Origin of the sequence: Chryseobacterium phocaeense (assembly GCF_900169075.1) — a bacterium.
Taxonomy (GTDB): domain Bacteria; phylum Bacteroidota; class Bacteroidia; order Flavobacteriales; family Weeksellaceae; genus Chryseobacterium; species Chryseobacterium phocaeense.
Genome location: NZ_LT827015.1, coordinates 1,988,249 through 2,007,565, shown reverse-complemented (window position 1 = coordinate 2,007,565; position 19,317 = coordinate 1,988,249). Strand labels below are relative to the sequence as shown.

The 19,317-nt window shown below is 37.0% G+C and carries 21 protein-coding genes and 4 tRNA genes; 14 read left to right on the top strand and 11 right to left on the bottom strand.

Annotated elements, in window-relative coordinates; translation table 11 throughout:
* Positions 1 to 2 precede the first annotated feature (2 nt).
* The 4 genes from B7E04_RS15945 (at position 3) to B7E04_RS15930 (ending at position 3,716) form a co-directional block, all read left to right on the top strand.
* Entirely contained in the window at positions 3 to 656 is a 654-nt protein-coding gene (locus B7E04_RS15945; protein WP_080779504.1) for a rhomboid family intramembrane serine protease, read from the top strand.
* Between the two features lie 32 nt (positions 657 to 688).
* Positions 689 to 1,798, top strand: coding sequence for a helix-turn-helix domain-containing protein (locus tag B7E04_RS15940; protein ID WP_080779503.1), 1,110 nt, complete (start codon positions 689 to 691; stop codon positions 1,796 to 1,798).
* 143 nt (positions 1,799 to 1,941) lie between these two features.
* The gene (locus B7E04_RS15935) at positions 1,942 to 2,727 is read left to right on the top strand and encodes an SDR family NAD(P)-dependent oxidoreductase (RefSeq protein WP_080779502.1); all 786 of its coding nucleotides are present in this window, start codon (positions 1,942 to 1,944) and stop codon (positions 2,725 to 2,727) included.
* On the top strand, positions 2,724 to 3,716 hold the full coding sequence (locus B7E04_RS15930; protein ID WP_080779501.1) for an NAD-dependent epimerase/dehydratase family protein: 993 nt from the start codon (positions 2,724 to 2,726) through the stop codon (positions 3,714 to 3,716). Before B7E04_RS15935 ends, B7E04_RS15930 begins: the two co-directional genes overlap by 4 nt.
* Positions 3,717 to 4,878: 1,162 nt before the next feature.
* On the opposite strand, the gene B7E04_RS15925 is transcribed toward B7E04_RS15930, so the two are convergent.
* From B7E04_RS15925 to B7E04_RS15900, 6 genes are read right to left on the bottom strand one after another with little or no spacing between them, the layout of a single operon-like run.
* Positions 4,879 to 5,238 carry a DUF4180 domain-containing protein gene (locus B7E04_RS15925; protein WP_080779500.1) on the bottom strand — a complete coding sequence of 120 codons (360 nt, stop codon included), beginning with the start codon at positions 5,236 to 5,238 and terminating at the stop codon, positions 4,879 to 4,881.
* 6 nt (positions 5,239 to 5,244) lie between these two features.
* Positions 5,245 to 6,267, bottom strand: a complete 1,023-nt coding sequence (locus B7E04_RS15920; RefSeq protein ID WP_080779499.1) for a serine hydrolase domain-containing protein — start codon at positions 6,265 to 6,267, stop codon at positions 5,245 to 5,247.
* A 26-nt stretch (positions 6,268 to 6,293) separates the two neighbouring features.
* Entirely contained in the window at positions 6,294 to 7,145 is an 852-nt protein-coding gene (prmC, locus tag B7E04_RS15915; RefSeq protein ID WP_080779498.1) for a peptide chain release factor N(5)-glutamine methyltransferase, read from the bottom strand.
* Positions 7,146 to 7,904, bottom strand: coding sequence for a peroxide stress protein YaaA (gene yaaA / locus B7E04_RS15910; protein ID WP_080779497.1), 759 nt, complete (start codon positions 7,902 to 7,904; stop codon positions 7,146 to 7,148).
* 4 nt (positions 7,905 to 7,908) lie between these two features.
* Positions 7,909 to 8,610: a CPBP family intramembrane glutamic endopeptidase gene (locus tag B7E04_RS15905; RefSeq protein ID WP_080779496.1), complete on the bottom strand. Its 702-nt coding sequence runs from the start codon at positions 8,608 to 8,610 to the stop codon at positions 7,909 to 7,911.
* A 31-nt stretch (positions 8,611 to 8,641) separates the two neighbouring features.
* Complete coding sequence (locus tag B7E04_RS15900; RefSeq protein WP_062647541.1) at positions 8,642 to 9,253, bottom strand: L-threonylcarbamoyladenylate synthase; 612 nt, start codon at positions 9,251 to 9,253, stop codon at positions 8,642 to 8,644.
* Positions 9,254 to 9,355: 102 nt separating this feature from the next.
* On the opposite strand from B7E04_RS15900, the gene B7E04_RS15895 reads away from it, so the two are divergent.
* From B7E04_RS15895 to B7E04_RS15880, 4 genes are all read left to right on the top strand, one after another.
* Positions 9,356 to 9,428, top strand: a tRNA-Met gene (locus tag B7E04_RS15895).
* 38 nt (positions 9,429 to 9,466) lie between these two features.
* A tRNA-Met gene (locus B7E04_RS15890) sits at positions 9,467 to 9,539 on the top strand.
* Positions 9,540 to 9,577: 38 nt separating this feature from the next.
* Positions 9,578 to 9,650 (top strand) — tRNA-Met (locus tag B7E04_RS15885).
* A gap of 38 nt (positions 9,651 to 9,688) precedes the next feature.
* Positions 9,689 to 9,761 (top strand) — tRNA-Met (locus B7E04_RS15880).
* Positions 9,762 to 9,842: 81 nt separating this feature from the next.
* On the opposite strand, the gene B7E04_RS15875 is transcribed toward B7E04_RS15880, so the two are convergent.
* The 4 genes from B7E04_RS15875 to B7E04_RS15860 all read right to left on the bottom strand — a co-directional run bounded on the left by B7E04_RS15875 (position 9,843) and on the right by B7E04_RS15860 (position 12,763).
* Positions 9,843 to 10,601, bottom strand: coding sequence for a GLPGLI family protein (locus tag B7E04_RS15875; RefSeq protein ID WP_080779495.1), 759 nt, complete (start codon positions 10,599 to 10,601; stop codon positions 9,843 to 9,845).
* Between the two features lie 10 nt (positions 10,602 to 10,611).
* Positions 10,612 to 10,911, bottom strand: coding sequence for a hypothetical protein (locus B7E04_RS15870; RefSeq protein ID WP_228439960.1), 300 nt, complete (start codon positions 10,909 to 10,911; stop codon positions 10,612 to 10,614).
* A gap of 280 nt (positions 10,912 to 11,191) precedes the next feature.
* The gene (locus B7E04_RS15865) at positions 11,192 to 11,443 is read right to left on the bottom strand and encodes an Ada metal-binding domain-containing protein (protein WP_080779494.1); all 252 of its coding nucleotides are present in this window, start codon (positions 11,441 to 11,443) and stop codon (positions 11,192 to 11,194) included.
* 738 nt (positions 11,444 to 12,181) lie between these two features.
* On the bottom strand, positions 12,182 to 12,763 hold the full coding sequence (locus tag B7E04_RS15860) for a hypothetical protein (protein WP_080779493.1): 582 nt from the start codon (positions 12,761 to 12,763) through the stop codon (positions 12,182 to 12,184).
* Between the two features lie 337 nt (positions 12,764 to 13,100).
* Between B7E04_RS15860 and B7E04_RS15855 the strand changes: the two genes are divergently transcribed.
* From B7E04_RS15855 to B7E04_RS15835, 5 genes are all read left to right on the top strand, one after another.
* Positions 13,101 to 13,466 carry a BlaI/MecI/CopY family transcriptional regulator gene (locus B7E04_RS15855; RefSeq protein WP_080780718.1) on the top strand — a complete coding sequence of 122 codons (366 nt, stop codon included), beginning with the start codon at positions 13,101 to 13,103 and terminating at the stop codon, positions 13,464 to 13,466.
* 6 nt (positions 13,467 to 13,472) lie between these two features.
* Complete coding sequence (locus tag B7E04_RS15850; protein ID WP_080779492.1) at positions 13,473 to 15,386, top strand: M56 family metallopeptidase; 1,914 nt, start codon at positions 13,473 to 13,475, stop codon at positions 15,384 to 15,386.
* A gap of 73 nt (positions 15,387 to 15,459) precedes the next feature.
* A complete protein-coding gene (locus B7E04_RS15845; protein ID WP_228439958.1) occupies positions 15,460 to 16,353 on the top strand; it encodes a GLPGLI family protein in 894 nt (297 codons plus the stop codon).
* A gap of 113 nt (positions 16,354 to 16,466) precedes the next feature.
* Entirely contained in the window at positions 16,467 to 17,042 is a 576-nt protein-coding gene (locus B7E04_RS15840; protein ID WP_080779491.1) for a sugar O-acetyltransferase, read from the top strand.
* 8 nt (positions 17,043 to 17,050) lie between these two features.
* The gene (locus B7E04_RS15835) at positions 17,051 to 17,911 is read left to right on the top strand and encodes a GLPGLI family protein (RefSeq protein ID WP_165439452.1); all 861 of its coding nucleotides are present in this window, start codon (positions 17,051 to 17,053) and stop codon (positions 17,909 to 17,911) included.
* A 59-nt stretch (positions 17,912 to 17,970) separates the two neighbouring features.
* On the opposite strand, the gene fsa is transcribed toward B7E04_RS15835, so the two are convergent.
* Positions 17,971 to 18,624, bottom strand: coding sequence for a fructose-6-phosphate aldolase (fsa, locus tag B7E04_RS15830; RefSeq protein ID WP_048506812.1), 654 nt, complete (start codon positions 18,622 to 18,624; stop codon positions 17,971 to 17,973).
* A 165-nt stretch (positions 18,625 to 18,789) separates the two neighbouring features.
* Here fsa and B7E04_RS15825 point away from each other — a divergent pair, with 165 nt between their 5' ends.
* Positions 18,790 to 19,278, top strand: a complete 489-nt coding sequence (locus B7E04_RS15825; RefSeq protein ID WP_080779489.1) for a YdeI/OmpD-associated family protein — start codon at positions 18,790 to 18,792, stop codon at positions 19,276 to 19,278.
* Positions 19,279 to 19,317 lie beyond the last annotated feature (39 nt).

Below are 19,317 nucleotides of genomic sequence, written 5' to 3'. Positions count from 1 at the left end.
TTATGAATATTCTAATCGTATTTATTATCATTACAGCGATTATCAGTTTTGTTGCCTTCAATAATCCCGGTATTACTGAAAAATATAAATTCAATGTAGGTGCCATCCTGCACAGAAAAGAATACATCCGTCTGCTTTCATCGGGATTTCTGCATGCAGATATCATGCACCTGGTGTTTAATATGATGACGCTGTATTTCTTTGGTCCTGTGGTGATGCAGGGATTTGGAACTGTAGGCTTTGTTATTATTTATCTGGGATCTATATTGCTGGGGAATTTTCTCTCTATGTACATCTATCAGAAACAGCCATGGTATTCAGCGGTAGGGGCCAGTGGAGGAGTTTCCGGGATATTGTTTGCTTCCATAGCACTGTATCCTCAGATCGGGATTTATATTTTCTTCATTCCGATTCCGGTTAAAGGGTTTATTTTCGGATTGCTGTATTTCGGGTATTCTGTTTACATGATGCTGAATCCGAGACCGCATGACAATATAGGGCATGCAGCACACCTTGGCGGAGCTTTTCTAGGACTTGTTTATGCCGTGGTAACTGCTCCGGACATGGCAATGCATAATGCGCTGTACCTGGGGATAATGTCTCTTCCGTTGATCTATCTGGGGTACGAAATTTTTATCAGAAAAAGAATAGGATAAAAGCCTATCTTTAATAAAAAATACCAAAACCAATGAACACATCAGAATTAAACCGTTTTATCGTTGTATTAATCTATGGTTCATTGGTTTTGCTTTCCTTACTGAAGCTTTCCAACCCTTTGCGGGTCAACAGAAAGGCCAATTTCTGGTTTGGAATCTTCCTTTTCCTTTGGTCAAGCTTCTGGCTCGATGAGGTTCTTACTTTGGTCAAAGATGCTCAGGTTGAAGTTCATTCTATTATTTCAGTTCAGGTGATTCAGTACCTCACCCCTGTAATGTTTTATTTCAGTGTATTGTTTTACACCAATCCGTCCTTTAAATTTAAAATTTCAGACCTGAAATATTTCATCCTGCCCATTATCTTCTGGATCAATATCATGCTGCAGCGCTTTGGCGGATTTGAAGATGATGCTGTTTTTAATTTTGTATTTATTGGGTTAATTCTTTTTCAGGCCTTATTTTACACCGGTTTGTCTTATCTTACGATCCGCAGACATAAAAAAAGGATTCAGCAGTTTTCTGCCAATACGGAAGGGATCAATCTGAACTGGCTGGAATATATCACGATTATCATTTTTGTGATCAACATCATTTATGTGGTTTACAATTTATCCTATGATTCCACAGCTCTGAATTTCTTTATCAACGGAGCTTTCCTGCTGGTTATTTATTTCGTAGGCTATTATTCATTAAAGCAAAAAGAAATTTACCCTTTGGAAGAGAAACAGCGCGAAGAGCTGATCTCCATAGATGATGATCCGGAAACGGAAGAAGTAAGGAAAAAGCTGATCTCCGATGAAGAGCTGATCAGAATAAAAAACAAGCTGGAAGAAATCATGAGCAGACAGCAGCCTTATCTTGACAGTGAGCTTAACCTAATCCGGCTTTCAGAACTTTTATCCATTTCTACCCATCATTTGTCTTATGTGATCAATACCGGCTTTAAAAAAAATTTTTTCCAGTATGTAAATGAATACCGGATTGAATATGCTAAAAAACTTTTAAAAGATTCCCAAAGTAAACTGTCTATTTTAGGAATTGCCTATGAATCTGGATTCAATTCCAAGACTTCTTTTAATACTACCTTTAAAAAACTGACAGATCAGACTCCTTCCGAGTACAAAAATGGTTCAGGTTTATAAATTTTAACGTTCTAATTTCTGTAACTTTCTGTTTTTTAGCAGATTGTAAGGTTGTTTTTTAGTGTTGGAAATTAGGTTCACTCAGATAATACTGAACATTCAAAGACCATTTTCACGATAGCTTTGTACCATAAAATTGTGTTATGGATACCAAAGAATCATATGCTGTAGTTACAGGTGCCAGTCAGGGGCTGGGAAAAGCATTTGCCGAAAACCTGGCAGGTAAAAATATCAATGTTATTCTGGTAAGCCTTCCGGGTCAGCATTTAAAAGAGTTCTCGGAACAGCTTGAAAAAACTTACCGGATTAAAGCCCATTACTATGAAGTGGATCTTTCAATAAATGAAAATGTCATGAAGCTCACAGAATGGATTAATAATTCATTTAATATCCATATCCTGATTAATAATGCAGGGCTGGGAGGGACTAAGAAATTTGTAGATGCATCGCCTTCCTATATCAACACGATCCTGCAGGTAAATGTTACGGCTACCTCATTGATTACCCATCAGCTGTTGCCCAACCTTTTAAGACAGCCTAAAGCCTATATCTTAAATGTATCGAGCATGGCTGCATTTTCACCTATTGGGTTCAAAACGGTCTATCCTGCTTCCAAAACTTTCATCCATTCATTTTCCAGAGGGCTTTATGAAGAGCTTAAAGACACCAATGTATTTGTCAGTGTAGTGAATCCCGGTGCCATGAAAACCAATGTTGATGTCTGTAAAAGAATTGAAAAGCAGGGTGTTTTGGGAAAGCTTACCCTTCTGGACCCCAATAAAGTGGCTGCCTACAGCATCAGGCAACTTTTCAGAAAAGATTCCGTTATCATGGTGAATCCTATAAGCTGGCTAGTGATGAAAATCCTGCCGATCTGGATCAAACTGCCTTTGATGACCAGTGCCATAAAAAAAGAAATTGAAGCATGAAAAAAGTTTTCGTGACCGGAGCCACAGGGCTTCTGGGTACCAATACCATTATTAAATTATTACAATATGATTATTCTGTTACTGCTCTGGTGCGCAAAAAAAGCAGCTGGATGGGCCAAGAAAATGAAAATCTCAAACTCGTAGAAGGAGATCTGTTCTCAGATATTTCCGCACATCTGCAGGATGTGGATACCTTTATTCATATTGCGGCAGAAACCAGTCAGGATCTGCTGCATTATGAAGATTATAAAAAAACAAATTATGATGCTGCTGTGCATCTGTTTGCCCAGGCTTCAGCGGCTGGAGCAGAGAAATTCCTGTTCGTAAGCACAGCCAATACGCTAGGTTACGGTAATTCTGCCGTTTGGGGAAGCGAAAAGGCTCCGCAGATTTATCCGTTTACCCATTCCTTTTATGCGCAGAGCAAGCTGGAAACTGAAAATTATCTGCTTCAGCAAAACAGGGACACCAAAGTGGTTATTGTAAATCCTACTTTCATGATCGGAGCCTATGATCGTAAACCGAGTTCCGGGAAAATCATCTTCTGGACCTGGAAGAAAAAACTTGTTTTCTATCCGAAAGGAGGGAAAAATTTTGTTCATGCTGAAGATGCGGCAGAAGGAATTATAAAAGCTTCCGAATACGGAAAAAATGGCGAAAAATATCTGCTGGCCAACGAAAATCTTAGCTACAGGGAATTTTTTAAGAAAGTGAATACACTAACCATGCAGAATCCTGTCATGATCCCAATTCCCAATGCAGGTCTGGCCATACTGGGAATAATAGGGGATGTCCTGAGAAAACTGAAGATAAGGACCAGCCTTAGTTCTCCAAACATGAAAGCACTGAGAATTAATAATTTTTATTCAAACCGGAAATCAGCAGAAGAACTGGGAATCCGGTATCAGCCTGTTGATAAAGCTGTGGAAGACGCAATTCGCTTTTTTGAAAGAAAAAACACAGAAATTAAAACAACTGGACCGGGTTAAAGAGTTCAAAAGAATTTAGAGATAGGATTTCCTGTACCTCTTATTTACGTAGTTGTCTGTGAAAATCTATGTGATCTGCGTTGAAAAAAATTAACCACAAAAGTCATAAAAGCTTTTTTAACACTTAAGTATAATTAAGATTAAATTGCTGCTGCGAAAAAGTGCACTTAAGTTTTTTGAAAATCTTAGATTTTCATTCATTATGCTAAAAATCTGCTCAATCAGCTTGATCTGCGGGAGATAAAGATAAAACCATTAAGATTGATTTAAGTTTTTAAGAATATTAAGTTTGAGCTTCGATTTAATGCATACAGTTTAAAAAATCTTTAGATTTCCCTTAACTATGCTTATCTCCTTCACTCTTCTTAATGTTTCAAATCTATCCGCGATTATTTAAAAATCTGTGCGATCTGTGGGGGAAATTCACCACAAAAGTCACAAAAGTCTTTTGACATTTGAGTTTAAATTATTACTATAGATAAGTACAATTAAGTTTTTTGAAAATCTTTGGATTTTCATTACGCTAAAGTCTGCTCAGTCAGCTTGATCCGCGAGAGATAAAGATAAAACCATTAAGATTGATTTAAGTTTTTAAGAATATTAAGTTTGAGCTTCGCTTTAATGCACACAGCTTAAAAAATCTTTAGATTTTCCCTTAACTATGCTTATCTCCTTCACTCTTCTTAATGTTTCAAATCTATCCGCAATTATCTGTGAAAATCTGTGCGATCTGCGTTGAAAAAATTTAACCACAAAAGTCACAAAGTCTTTTGACATTTGAGTTTAGTTTAAATTTAAATTATTACTGCAGATCAGTACAATTAATTTTTTTGAAAATCTTTGGATTTTCATTCATTACGCTAAAATCTGCTCAATCAGCTTGATCCGCGAGAGATAAAGATAAAACCATTAAGATTGATTTAAGTTTTTAAGAATATTAAGTTTAGGCTTCGCTTTAATGCACACAACTTAAAAAATCTTTAGATTTTCCCTTAACTATGCTTATCTCCTTCACTGATCTTAATGATTCAAAAATATCCGTAATCATCCGTGAAAATCTGTGCGATCCGTGGGAAAACATTAACCACAAAAGTCATAAAAGTTTTTAAACACTTTTTTTTTAAGTAAATAAATTAATTCTTAAAAGAACACTTAAGAATAATTAGCTTCCAAGTCTGTTCAAAGCCTCATCCAAAGTTTCAGCAAAGTTGATATGTCTCGTTTTATTGCTTTCAAAGATAAAATCCCTGATACTTTTGCTTTCATACTTTTCAAAATTTCCTACGATAGCAAGGCCGATCCGGTAATTGGAGAATTTCTGTAAAATATCTCCCGCTATTTTTGTTTTCAGATCAAAGAATTCCGGCGTGATATTCTTCTCATACAGAATCACTTTATCAAATCCCTGGTAATAAACATTTCCAAGAAGATCCAGTCCATCCTGAGCAGATTTGATTATCACTTCGTCAGAAATAATTTCTGCAATTTTTATATTATGAATGTCATGAGATTTAATCTCCATATGGTTCTATTCTATGGTTGTTTTCATATCTTTTAAAAAATTCCCAACAGGAAATGCATCTCCCTGATTAGTCAGTGCTATGATACAGCTGTTATGTTTCAGGTCTCTCCAGAATATTGCCCGGAAGCCGCTCAGACCGCCGGTGTGACTGACTGATTTCCCGCCTTTTGATTCTTCAATAAACGACCCGAAGCCGTAGTTGGAAGCTTTTCCGTCAGACAGTGTAGCGGGTGTGTACATAAGATCAGTATTGCTTTTATTGATCAGCCTGAAATTCCTTAGTGCCTGATCGAAGCGGTACAGGTCTCTTGGAGTAGAGTAGATGCCGCCATCGCCGGTGGTCAGGATTGAATAATCATCCGGCTGTTTCTCGTTATTATAACCTCTTGCTCTATTTTTATGAGCACATGAGGATTCATAAACCCAGGTGTTTTTCATCCCCAAAGGGATAAAAATATGTTCATTAAGAAAAGTTCCGTAAGATTGCTGTGAAATTTTTTCTATGATTAAAGACAGAATAATAAATCCGCTGTTACTGTATTCAAATGTACTGCCGGAGGGGAATTGCAGCTTGTTTATCCCGCTTAACCACTTCAGTACTTCCTGATTGGTTAATCCTTTTTTATGAATGATCAATTCATAATCCTTGATGCCCGAGGTGTGTGTTAGAAGCTGTCTGATAGTCACATTTTGGGCATATGCAGGCAGGTCGATATATTTTGAGGCTTTATCATCGTAATGAAGCAGTCCTTTTTGCTGCAGAAGCATAATGGAAACTGCCGTAAATGGTTTGCTCAAAGATGCGATGTAGAAGGGTGTTGTTTTATCCAGCTTTATATTTTTCTCAATATTGCTGAGTCCTAATGCAGTATCACAAACAGCTTTTCCATCTTTTAAAACCAAAACAGAACCATTGAATTCTCCCTTGTGATAATACTTTGAAACCACCTCACAAGGACTCTTTTCACAGGATGAAAGCTGCAAAATCAGAAACAGACTGAGCAGGAAAGTGAATAGGGAAGACTTCATACATATTATTACGAAACTAAAATTACTTATTTCTTCCCGATTATAAAACGGTCATTTTCAGATAAATCTTTGATGAGTTGTACATCAGAAAAATGTTCCGTATATAATTCCAGCGTTTCAGGTCCCAGCTTTTGATTAATTTCCAAAAACAGAAGCCCGTTATCATTTAAATGTTGTTTGGAGTCTTCAGCAATTTTCCTGTAAAAGATCAGGGCATCCTGAACAGGGGAGAAAAGTGCCATTTTAGGCTCAAATTCTTTCACTGAATCCGCAATCTCAGTTTCCTCTTCAATCCCGATATAGGGCGGATTGGAAATAATGATATCATAGTTTTCCTTCAGCTCAAAATGGAGATAGTCTTCATAAATAAAATGAATGTCCAGTTTATGGTATTCAGCATTTCTCCGGGCAGTCTGCAGGGCCTTTTCAGAAAAATCAATCGATGAAATTTCAGCCGTCGGAAAATGTTTTTTCAGGACAAGTGGAATTACACCACTCCCGGTTCCGATATCAAGAATCTTTAAACCTTGAATATTAAACCTTGAACTTTGAATTTTCCTGATAGCAATTTCAAGCAGTTCCTCCGTTTCAGGACGAGGAATCAGAACATGTTCATCCACGAAAAGCAACATTCCGTAAAATTCAGTTTCGCCAAGAATCTGCTGATAAGGCCTGCCGGTTTTTAATTCAGCAATAGCTTTCAGAAGCTGCTTTTCATCATCAATAAGAAGTTCCTGATGAGCCAGTTTTCTTTGGGTAAAAGAATCAAAGCCAACAATTTTTTGGATAAAAACAGAGTATAAAAAAGTGCTTTCCGACTCATTATAAAGACCGGAAAGCTCTGTTTTGAAATATTTTTTTAAAGCTGATATCGTCATTTATCTCGTGAAAACCAGTTTTGTGTCGGTAGATTGTTCTTCATTGATCAGGTAGCCTTCGTAGTTGAATGCCTTTACATCATTCAGGGTTTTGGCATTGGTTTCCGCACAGAACCGTACCATAAGCCCTCTGGCGTGTTTGGTATATACCACGATGGTTTTCAGCTTTCCGTCTTTTAATTCATAGAAGTCAAAATCAATGACTTTATGGTTCAGCTTTTTCCTGTCGATTACTTTTCCGTATTCATTACTGGCCAGATGGAGCAGGATTTCACCTTTTTTCATTTCGGAATTCAGCTGTTCCGTGATTTTTTCCCTCCAGAATTCGTACAGATTTTTATATTGATCGAATTCAAAATGACGGCCCATTTCCAATCGGTACAGCATTACTTTATCGGATGGCTTCAGCAGACCATACAGCCCTGAAAGCATTCTGTAGTTTTTCTGAAGATAATCCACCGCATTTTTGTCCAGTGTTTTGGCATCCAGTCCTCTGTAAACTTCGCCGGTAAAAGCAAACAAGGCAGGTGCAGATTCTTTTGCCGTAGGTTTATCTTTCCATTTTTGGTTTCTTTCCCAGTTTTCATCTGCCAGTTTTGGAGAGATTTCCATAAGCTCAGAAAGATATTTGGGCGATTTATGTTTTAAATAAGACTGTATAAAAGCAGCTTCCTGAATGAATTTCGGAGTGGTAGATCTTAAAAGGTCCGTTGAGTTTTCAACGTTCATCAGTTTGGCCGGAGACGTTATAATTTTCATAATGTTAAAATGCAGATAAATGTTTAATGTCCATAAAATTCATAATCATCATAGACACAAAGTCGTACATAAAATGGCTGATGATTAGTATTTTAATGTTTGAATATAGTTTATAAAATACAGCAAAAACAATTCCGATAAAGAATGGGACAACCACCTGTCCGATGGTTCCGTACGTGCTGTGTAAAATGCCGAACAGTGCAGCAGAAACAAAAATACCAAGGAATTGACTGTTATATATTTTTTCAAATCTCGGCTGAATGTATCCCCGCATGAGAAGTTCTTCCACAACGCCTGCTGTAAGGCAGATAGAGATAATTAGCATATAATTGTTCCTGAAAAGAGAAGCGATCTGAATCACTTTTCTGCTTAAGTTTTCCTGAGCAAAAACCTGAATGATAAGATTCAGAACAGCCCCGCCGAAAGCACATATAATGTAAAGACTTATTATGGCTTTAAGGTAAAAAAGGACAGGATATTTCTTTTCTTTCCATAAGAGAAAAGGGTCCTTTTCCAGGAAAAAATTGTACAGAAAGATCAGTAGAAGAACAGTCCACAGCGCAAGCCGTGTATATAAAAAATTAGTTGCCGTAAAAGCTTTTACCCCGGTGACGAAATAAATAAGCGGGAAAGCATAAAGCATTGCCACTGCCAGAAAAACAAAGGTTAAAAGAATTCCCAGCGCATATTTTCCATTCAGACTCATATTTCCTAATGACCTGTTTCTCTATGTCCAATTAAATAATTCCCTTTCCCTGACGGATAATTTCCGGTTCTCCGGAGGTGAGATCCACAATAGTAGACGCTACATTATCACCATACCCTGAATCGATTACGATATCTACCAGATGGTCATACTTTTCAGCGATCAGTTCGGGATCTGTAGAATATTCAATGATCTCGTCATCATCTTTGATAGAAGTTGAAGCAATAGGATGTCCCAGTCTTTCCACAATAAGCTGTGGAATGGGATGGTCAGGAACACGGATCCCAATAGTCTTATGGTTTTTATAGGCCAGGGGAACACTTTTATTGGCATCCAGAATAAAGGTAAACGGTCCCGGAAGGTGGCTTTTCAGAAACCTGAAAACGGAAGTATCTATTGGCCTTGTAAAATCTGAAAGATGGCTCAGATCATTACAGATAATAGAGAACTGAGCCTTATCCAGCTTGATTTTCTTGAGCTGGGCCAGCTTTTCCATGGCTTTTATATCAAAAATATTACATCCGAGGGCATAGATGGTATCGGAAGGATAAATAATCAGCCCGCCATTTTTTAAGGTTTTAATCACCTCATTCACAAGATTTTCCTGAGGGTTGTCAGGGTAAATTTTCAGTATTTTTGCCATTAAACAAAGATACAAATAATAAAATAGTTTTCATAAAAGTCCTTTATTTAAAAGAAAAATTAGGATTTTCAAAAAATAGCCGTATCTTTGCACTCACAATATCGCGGGATGGAGCAGTAGGTAGCTCGTCGGGCTCATAACCCGAAGGTCATCGGTTCGAGTCCGGTTCCCGCTACTAAGCAAGTGCTTTCGGTAAGCACTCTAAAAATACACCGCGGGATGGAGCAGTAGGTAGCTCGTCGGGCTCATAACCCGAAGGTCATCGGTTCGAGTCCGGTTCCCGCTACTAAGCAAGTGCTTTCGGTAAGCACTCTAAAAATACACCGCGGGATGGAGCAGTAGGTAGCTCGTCGGGCTCATAACCCGAAGGTCATCGGTTCGAGTCCGGTTCCCGCTACTAAGCAAGTGCTTTCGGTAAGCACTCTAAAAATACACCGCGGGATGGAGCAGTAGGTAGCTCGTCGGGCTCATAACCCGAAGGTCATCGGTTCGAGTCCGGTTCCCGCTACTCAATAAGTAAAACGGTATAGCAAAAAGTTATACCGTTTTTTTATGTATGATGCAGGAAATCTTGGCTTATACATGATGGTTATTTCACCGGATCAGAGGATTGGGTTTCCCATTCGAAAATTTTTTCAATTCCAAATCTTTTGGCAACACTTTTGCCCGTGCTTCCGGGAACAGACGTGCTACCTGAAAAACTTTTCCTGTCTTTTTCTTTCAATTCTATAAGTCTTTTCATTTGAACTTTTTCTAACTTGGGAAATTGAGGATTGTAATCAATTACATCTGTATTATCCAATTCCACTTTTATAGCTTTCCATAAATCATAATTTAGTCCGTCTGCCCTGACGTCGAGAATTGCACCCGGTAAGCCATAGAATTTAAAAGGTCCCACAGAATAAGGTATTTTTTTTGCAAAATAAGCAGTTATATTTGACCCTCTAAATTTGGCTGTAGCTTTAGTACACTCATAACCTAAAATAGATTTGGTTGAATTTTCATCTATTATCCAATCTATTTTAGGGACAGCATCATGGACGAAATACTCATTTTCTGCGGAATATCCTATGCTTTCTGTAAAGAAAAAGTCTTTTGAGTCCTGTATGGAACTGTTTATAGTTGAAATGAAATAATAGTCTTTTCCTTTCTTTTTTTTATCATACTCCGGGTTTGTGTAAAGCACATTTCCATCTTGTTTAGAAACGACATTTGTTCCGTTAGTGTACAAGTCCTCATAAACATTCGCTATAGGAGACCTAACACTTAAATATTTTATATGTAATTGTTTTTGTGCTAATAAAGCTGACGAAAACATGATAAAAGAAAGAAAAAAATACCTAATCATAATTACAATTTTAGTTCACATCAGTGCTTATTTCAGTTTGCTGCTGCTGCTCAACTCTAAATCCTTTCTCTCGCAAATCTGCAATGACTCCAGCCTGATAAGCCATACATGATGCTAAATTTGGTTGATCCGAAGTAAACCATTGCTGATCATATATTTTCCCTTCAGCATTGTAAAATGTTACCATGACAACACATAGTTGAAATGTCACTTCAGCACTTTCTTTACTTTCAATTTTGTTTTCAACCGTTTCTTTAGCTCCCATAAGGCCGACAACTCCGAATGCTGCCAATAAAATAATTTTTTTCATAATTGTCTTTTTTTAATTGTTATTTGTGATTTCATTCTGAAGACAAGTATACAAATTATTTGTTATTCACCATTGCGGGAATACGTCTATCCTAAACTCTCTTTCTTTTGTATAATTTCAGTATGATTAGTTGCTGTTTTGTATTAATATTTTCTTTACCCAACAGATTTTGTTTCAAAATTTAAATCCATTATAATCTGTAAATCAGTTAGAAATGAATAAAATACCTTCCGGATTTTGCCTTTACTTCCTTTTCTGTCTTTGAAATTTACTAAACACATTAATTCAAAGATTTTTTCTTTTTCCAAAAATCATATTCTTCCTTCATACAATGCCCGCAGGGACGGTAGTTATGTTCCAGCGCTTCAGTTTCGGATACAAAAAATACCCGGTTTTCTCTTTTTATCCTCTTACCTGATGCACAATGGAGCTTTCCATAAATTTTCAGCTTTCTGTTTCCCCCGAAACGGATTTCTCCTTTCCTGATCTTGCTCCTAAGTACGAAGCCCGATAAATCAATATGCTTCTCCATACCGTAAATTTCAGGATTTAAAAGCGACTATACAATCCGGAATATGCTGTTTCCCAATATGAAATTTAGAAAACTGAGATTACAATAATCACACAATTACTTATCACCAAATCACTATAGCACCACATCATCAAATTAACACATCACCACATCAAAAGTAGAATTACTTCTACAAGCTTTGCGATTTAATTCTACATTATTTTTTTGAGCTCTACAGGTACGAATCTTACTTTTGTACTGCTCATACAAATCAGGGGAAGACTGATGGACAGAGCTTATTTATGTTTATATCTCCGCCTCATTTTCTACTTTTTCCCGAATGTTTTTATGATTAGTACATAACTGCTTTCCCGGCGGAGATTTTTTCTTATGCTTGAAAAATGGTTCATCCTTGATATGATGATTTAAATGTATATGTTCCCACCCAAAAGAGAGTCACGGTTTTGTATTCTCTTTTTTTATATCGTCTTTATCAGAAAACTCGGTTTATAGAAAATATGGTCATTTATTTTTGATGTAAAACGGAAAATAATTCTTTCTGAAGAGGGAATAAGGCTTTATTACGGGAGAAATGTGTTAAGTATAATAATACCCTGGAACTGGTTAGATTTGAAGAACATCCGGATACGATCCTGAAAATTTCTCGTGAATTTCAACAGAATCTGAAAAACATTAATCCGGAATTAAAATAAAAATCCCGCTTTTGGAAGCGGGATCGGATATGTTTTAAAATAAATATTATTGAGGGATCTGAGCGAAAGGGGTAAGCTTGTTGTCATCGGACATCGTCTGTCCTAAAAAGTCTTTTTTCTGCTCTCCCTTCATTCTTCCGGCAGCTTCACTGGCATTAAAATAGGCTTCGCTGAGTTTCGTAGTAATTTCAGCCGGTTTGAAATCAAATTTTGTATCTCCTTCTACCCCAAGATATCCGTTCTTTCTGGTAAGGTTTGAAATATAATTGTTGTAGTTGATGAAAGTATTTCTCAGGTATTGGGTATGATATTCCATACATTTTTTAGCTTTTTTGGAAGAATTGTTAAGGATACAGTTCTTCATATTGTTTCTGTACAGGAACCATTCGGACTCCAGAATACCGTATTCTTTTCCTAATGCGGTTTTACCATTCGTTACGATTGTGTTGTCCCCTTCTTTTTCAGCAATCGTCTGTAAGTGCTTCATCACCAGTGGAACAGTGTTCTCAATTTTAGTTTTGGTTTCCGGCAGAATACTGAGATCTGCAGCAGGAGAATTTTTCTTTTGAGCTGTAGTAACGTTAAAAATAAGCAGTAATAGTACAATCAATAAGTTATATCTTTTCATGAGAAATTTTTAAAGCACTAAAATAAATATATTTTCTCAGTTTAAACGAATTCATTTTAATTTTATTTAATAAAAATTAACAAGTTTTAAGAATTTATAGCCTATTGTGAATTTTTTCTGACAATTAAACAGGCGATAAATGGACTGTATTAAAAATTTAACATATTTTAATAAAATTTATCTAATTGATTAACAATGGATTATGTAAATTTATGTTTTATCACTAAGAAATTAGTTGTTTGAATGGATTTTATTTCTACATTTGTATAACTAATTTCTTAGTGATATAGAAATAAGTTAAAATAATCGATCACTTTTAATGATAAATGGACAGGATATGAAAATTCAGAATTTAACAAAAGCAGAAGAACAGGTAATGCAGTATGTATGGAAACTCGAAAAAGGATTCCTGAAGGATATTCTTGATCTGTTTCCGGAGCCCAAGCCTCATACCAACACGGTATCTACTATTTTGAAGGTATTGAAAGACAAAGAATTTGTAGACTATCATGTACACGGAAGGCAGCATGAATATTTTCCTCTGGTTACCAAAGAGCAATACTCCGGGAAAACCATGAAAAGTCTGGTGAAAAATTATTTCAAGGGATCTTATAAAAGTGCCGTTTCTTTCCTGGTGGAAAAAAATGAGATGACTGTAGAAGATCTTGAAATGCTTCTGAACGAACTTAAAGAGAAAAACTAACATATCATGGAAACTCTACTTCTGTACTTTGGAAAAGTAATAATAGGCTCCGGTGTAATGTTTTTATATTACCGGTTGTCTTTAAAAGACAAGACATTCCATCATTACAACAGATTTTATTTGCTGTCTGCAATGATTATATCGCTGCTGCTGCCCCTCATCAGGGTAGAAGATTTTACGATAGAAGTAAATAATGATATGTATATGCTTCTTGATAAGATACAGAATTTTAATACTGATAAAAATATAGACAATGGCCACATTTATTTTAGAATTATTTTTTCAGCTTTGGGACTGGTTTCTCTCTATTTTGTAGGGAAATTAATGTTCGGAATCTTTAAGATTCAGAGACTTAAAAAGCAGTTTCAAAAAGAAAGTTTTGACGGGATCAATTTTTACCGTACAGACCTGACTGAAGCTCCGTTTTCATACTTTAAAAACCTTTTCTGGAAGAATACCATCACATTGGATTCTGAGGTAGGGGAACAGATTTTAAAACATGAAATGGTTCATATTGAGCAGAAACACTCTTTCGATAAGATATGTATTGAGATCATCACCTCTGTTTTCTGGTTCAATCCGTTTTTTCATATCATTAAAAAAGAAATCAGTCTTATTCACGAATACCTGGCTGATAAAAAAGCCGTAAAACAATCGGACACCAAAGCATTTGCGCAGATGCTTTTAGCAAGCCACTTTTCCGGAACACAGTTGCCTGCTGCCAGTCCGTTTTTAAGTTCAAATCTAAAAAAACGACTCAAAATGTTACAAAAACCTAAAACCAAATTCGGATATGCGCGGAGAATTTTTGCATTACCGGTTTTATTTTCAGTGGCCTTTGCCTATATGGTGAATGCCAAGAACAAGGAAATTAAAGAAACCAATATAGCGATTGAGGAAGCCGTTTCTCAGATCAAAAAAGACACCATCCCTCAGACAACAGGGAAACTGGAAATCGTAAGTCCAAAACCTTTCAAAGAGTCTGCCAGTAAGAAAGAACTGACAGAGCTTGGAAAAAAGATTGAAGAAAAAAGCAAGGCTTTAAAAAACCTGAAGCCGGAAAGTAAAGAATTCCAGAAAAACCTTGATGAGATTGGTGAGCTTTCCGGAAAGATCGGGAAAATCACAAGTTCGGATGATTTTAAAATGGCACATTCCCTTTCCCCGGAAGATTCAAAAAGAATTAAGGAATTTTTCAAATCCGATGACTGGAAAAATAATATAAAAGAGCTTGAAAACCTTGATATAAAAATCCCTGACCTTTCTGATCTGAATTTTGATTTTCCTGATGCGCCGCCTGCATATCCTAAGGCGCCTGATGCTCCCAGAGTAAAAGTGTTAAGGTTTAATGATGCCTTTTATCATAATTGGAGCTCTGCTGATACCAAAGAATCAAGGAGAGCTATTAAAGCTGCAAAAGCAGCACAGAAAAAAGCAGACAAAGCCAGAGACGAGGCTATAAGGCTGGGTGAAAAAGCCAGAGTAATGGGAGAAGAAGCCAGGATGCAGGGCCAGGCAGCGAGAATAACCGGTGAAAAAGCAAGACTGGACGGGGAAAAGGCAAGAAGGGAAATTGAAAAAGTAAGGCTGGAAGTTGCCAGAAAAGTAACAGATGGGGCTAAAGGAAATGTGTACTTTTTTAAAACTACCGATAGTGATAAGCCTATGATGAACAGAACCATGGAGATGAGTGCAGATTTCATGAAAAAAGATTCCAATGGTAATATTGCTTTAAACGGAGTGAGAAAATTTAAAGTAACCGGTGGTTTGGATGATACCAAAGTTTTCCTGGACGGGAAAGAAATCACCAGGGAAGAAATGAATGCCATTAAGCCTGAAACCATTGCCAGAGTTATGATAAATAAAGCAAACGGGGCAGGTGGTTCAAAGGGAGAAATAAGAATTGAGACAAAAAAATAAAGTACCGTTAAGCTTTGCCAGTGATTCTTCAAAATTGGCAAAGCTTTTAAATAAACTAAGGAAAAAAGTATAAATGATGAAAAATAATTATTTCATTTTATTATTGGTTCTGGGAGTATTCGCGAACGCGCAGGTCAACAGATTCTTTTACGATTATAAATATATTGCAGATTCTACAAACAGGGCGGAAGTGAAAAGTGATATTATGCTTCTGGATATTGATAAAGACGGATCCAAATATTACAGCCGTGAAAAGTTTGTTTCTGATTCCACCACAAAAGCTGATATTGCCAAGCAGATGAAAGGCGGTTTCGGAGGAAGTATTAATATTAAGAGAAATATGAAACCCGGAACAATCTTTACCACGGTGACTAAAAAGTATCCGGATTTCGGAGTGTCTTTTTCCGATAAAATAGGAAATACCACCTATAAAGTGGCAGAAGATCAGAAACCGGAATGGAAAATCCTGCCGGATAAAGAAAAAATAGGCGAATATAACACTCAAAAAGCGACCACCAATTATGGAGGAAGAAGCTGGATCGCATGGTTTTCCACAGATATTCCTTTCCAGGACGGACCGTATAAATTTTATGGACTTCCGGGGCTGATTATAAAAATTGAAGACACCACCGGTTCCCATATTATGACTTTAATCGGAAACAAAAAATCTGGAGCAGCTTCAGAAGAAGATATTCAGATACCGGGTCTCACCATGGTAGGCATAGGGGGCAAGGAAATAGAGGTGAGCAAAAAACAGTTTAAAAAAGCCTGGAAAGACTACCTTACAGATCCTACGAAAGATATGAAACAAATGATGAGCACGCTTCCTGCAGGTGCTGTGGTTAATATGAAAAATCAGGACGGAAAAACCATTGACCCCAATGAAATGTACAGGAATATAGAAAAAAGAGCAAAAGAAGATGCTTTAAAAAATAACAATAAAATAGAACCAGACCTATACAAATAAGTACGTTTCTATTAGATAAAAACAGGATGGTTATTAATAATCATCCTGTTTTTTGATTATTAACCCTATCTTTAAACCTTAAACCTTAAACCTTAAACTTTGAAATGCAATTTATGACAGAAAAAGAAAAATGTGCTGCCGGGCTTTTATATGACGCCAATTATGATAAAGAACTGATTCATGAACGGATTGCCTGCAAAGACCTATGTCTGGAATACAATCATCTGAAGAACTCTGATGCCGAAAACCGGGACCGTTTAATCAGGCAGATCCTTGGGGAAGCCAAAGAACGTATTTGCATAGAACCAAATTTTTGGTGCGACTACGGATACAATATTAAAGTAGGAGAAAATTTTTATGCCAACCATAATCTTACCATCCTGGACTGCGCTGAAGTGAAGTTCGGGGATAATGTTTTCATCGGCCCGAACTGCAGCTTTTATACCGCCGGACATCCGCTTGATGCCAAACAGCGCAATGAAGGCCTGGAATATGCCCATCCGATTAGCATAGGAGATAATGTATGGCTGGGAGGAAATGTGGTCGTCCTGCCCGGTGTTTCCATTGGAAATAATGCCGTGATAGGAGCGGGAAGTGTAGTCACCAAAGATATTCCCGATTATGCGGTTGCGGTGGGAAATCCCTGCAGGGTAATTAAAAATGTTGAAGAAAATTTAAAATCATATTAATCATGATCATGAAAAAATTAGCCATCTTATTCATTCTGCTGTTAACCCTTTCAGTCGGTGCTCAAAGGCAAAGATTCATGTATGAGTATAAGTATAGCATTGATTCTACTGCAAAAAATACCCCGGAGACTGAAATAATGTTTCTGGATGTTATTCCGAAAGGATCTAAGTTTTACAGTAGTGATGTTTTTAAATCGGATTCTACCTGGGCCGCTGCTATGGATATGTGTGCTAAGCGTGGAATAGAAACGGATCTTTCAAAAATTAAGTTCAAGGGTAAAATTCGTTATAGTGTTGAAAAGTCATATCCTGATTATTCGGTCAATTTTTTCAATTCTCTGGGTATGGATATGTATAGGGTAGAGGACGGCAGAAAGCAAAAATGGAAAATTCTTCCTGAAAAAGCAAAGATCGGAGAACTGACTGCTCAAAAAGCTGTTTGTGAATTTGCCGGCAGAAAATGGACCGCATGGTTTACCACAGACGTGCTTATTCAGGACGGACCCTATAAATTCTATGGACTTCCCGGACTTATTGTAAAGTTAGAAGACTCCAGCCAGACACATTCATTCGAACTAAAGGGAATTAAAAAGCTTCCGGAAGGGTATGAATGGAAGAATTCCGGAGAGAATAGTTTTAACCTTATTAAATTGAATGAAGCAAAATATAAACAAGCTTTTAAAGATTACTGTAAAGATCCCATGAAAAGTGAAAAGCTGATGCAGGCACAAGGCCGTAATATTATGGAAATTGATGATTCAGGAAAACTGGTAAAAACATCTGATGCGAAGAGAAAAGAAAGAGAAATGCAGTTGATCAATCAAATTAAAAAAGAAAATAATATTCTGGAACTAGATCTGTTGAAATAAAAAGAAAATCCCGGAGCAAGAAAGTTCCGGGATTTTTATATCTGAATAGCTTTTAATAATTAAGCTAATTTTTGAGAATCTGCCACAAACTGAGCCAGTCCGCTGTCTGTTAAGGGATGCTTCAGTAAGCTCAAGATCGGAGGAAGTGGAGACGTGATCACATCTGCCCCGATTTTAGCACAGTCGATGATGTGCATGGAATGACGGATAGACGCTGCAAGGATTTCAGTTTCATACATGTAATTGTCGAAAATTAATCTGATTTCCTGGATAAGTCCCAGTCCGTCTGTAGAGATATCATCCAGTCTTCCCAGGAAAGGAGAAACGTAAGTAGCTCCGGCTTTAGCTGCCAGAAGCGCCTGTCCTGCTGAGAAAATCAGCGTACAGTTGGTTTTGATCCCTTTGTCGGAGAAATATTTTAATGCTTTGATCCCGTCTTTGATCATTGGGATTTTCACAACGATATTCGGGTGGATTGCTGCCAATTCTTCCCCTTCTTTAATCATTTCTTCATAGGTAGTAGAAAGTACTTCAGCAGAAATATCTCCGTCTACAAGCTCACAGATCGTTTTATAGTGATTTTTGATGGCTTCGCTTCCCTGAATTCCTTCTTTTGCCATTAAGGAAGGGTTGGTTGTTACCCCATCTAAAATTCCAAGGTCTCTGGCCTCTTTAATCTGCTCTAAATTGGCGGTGTCAATAAAAAATTTCATTTTGTTTGATAGATTTATTGTTGCAAAGATAAGAATTCCGTTTGTGAGTGGAAAGTTTTAATTTTGTGTAGATGTCAGATGTCAGATGTCAGATGTCAGATGTCAGATGTCAGATGTCAGATGTATTATCTTTGCTTATTGCTTATTGCTCATATACAAACAAACATGAAAAACACCAGTTTCACTGCAGCCCTTGATATTATAGGAATTAATCCCTTTGTTTTTGTTCCGGAAGACATCTTAGCCCTGATTTTTGAGAAAGCAGGGAAGGATAAAAGCCCGGTTCCCGTAAAAGGTACGGTAAACGGAAAAGAATTTCAGCAAAACCTTATGAAATATAGGGGAGAATGGAGGTTGTATGTGAACCTTGTGATGCTGAAAAATTCACCGAAACGAATAGGGGAGGCGCTTGAAATTTTTATAGAATATGATGATTCAGACCGGAGTATTGCAATCCATCCTAAACTGGATGAAGCGATTAAAGCCAGTCCTTTAGCTTCCGGTAATTTTGAAAACCTGGTTCCATCCAGAAGGCATGAACTGATCCGGTATATCAACAATCTGAAAACAGAAGCGAGTATTGACAGGAATATAGAAAAGATCATGCGGCATCTCCATGGGGAAACGGATTTCTTTGGGAAGAAGATTGATTAAGTTTGTGGAAAGGGTTGGAAGAAGGAAGAGAGAAGATGG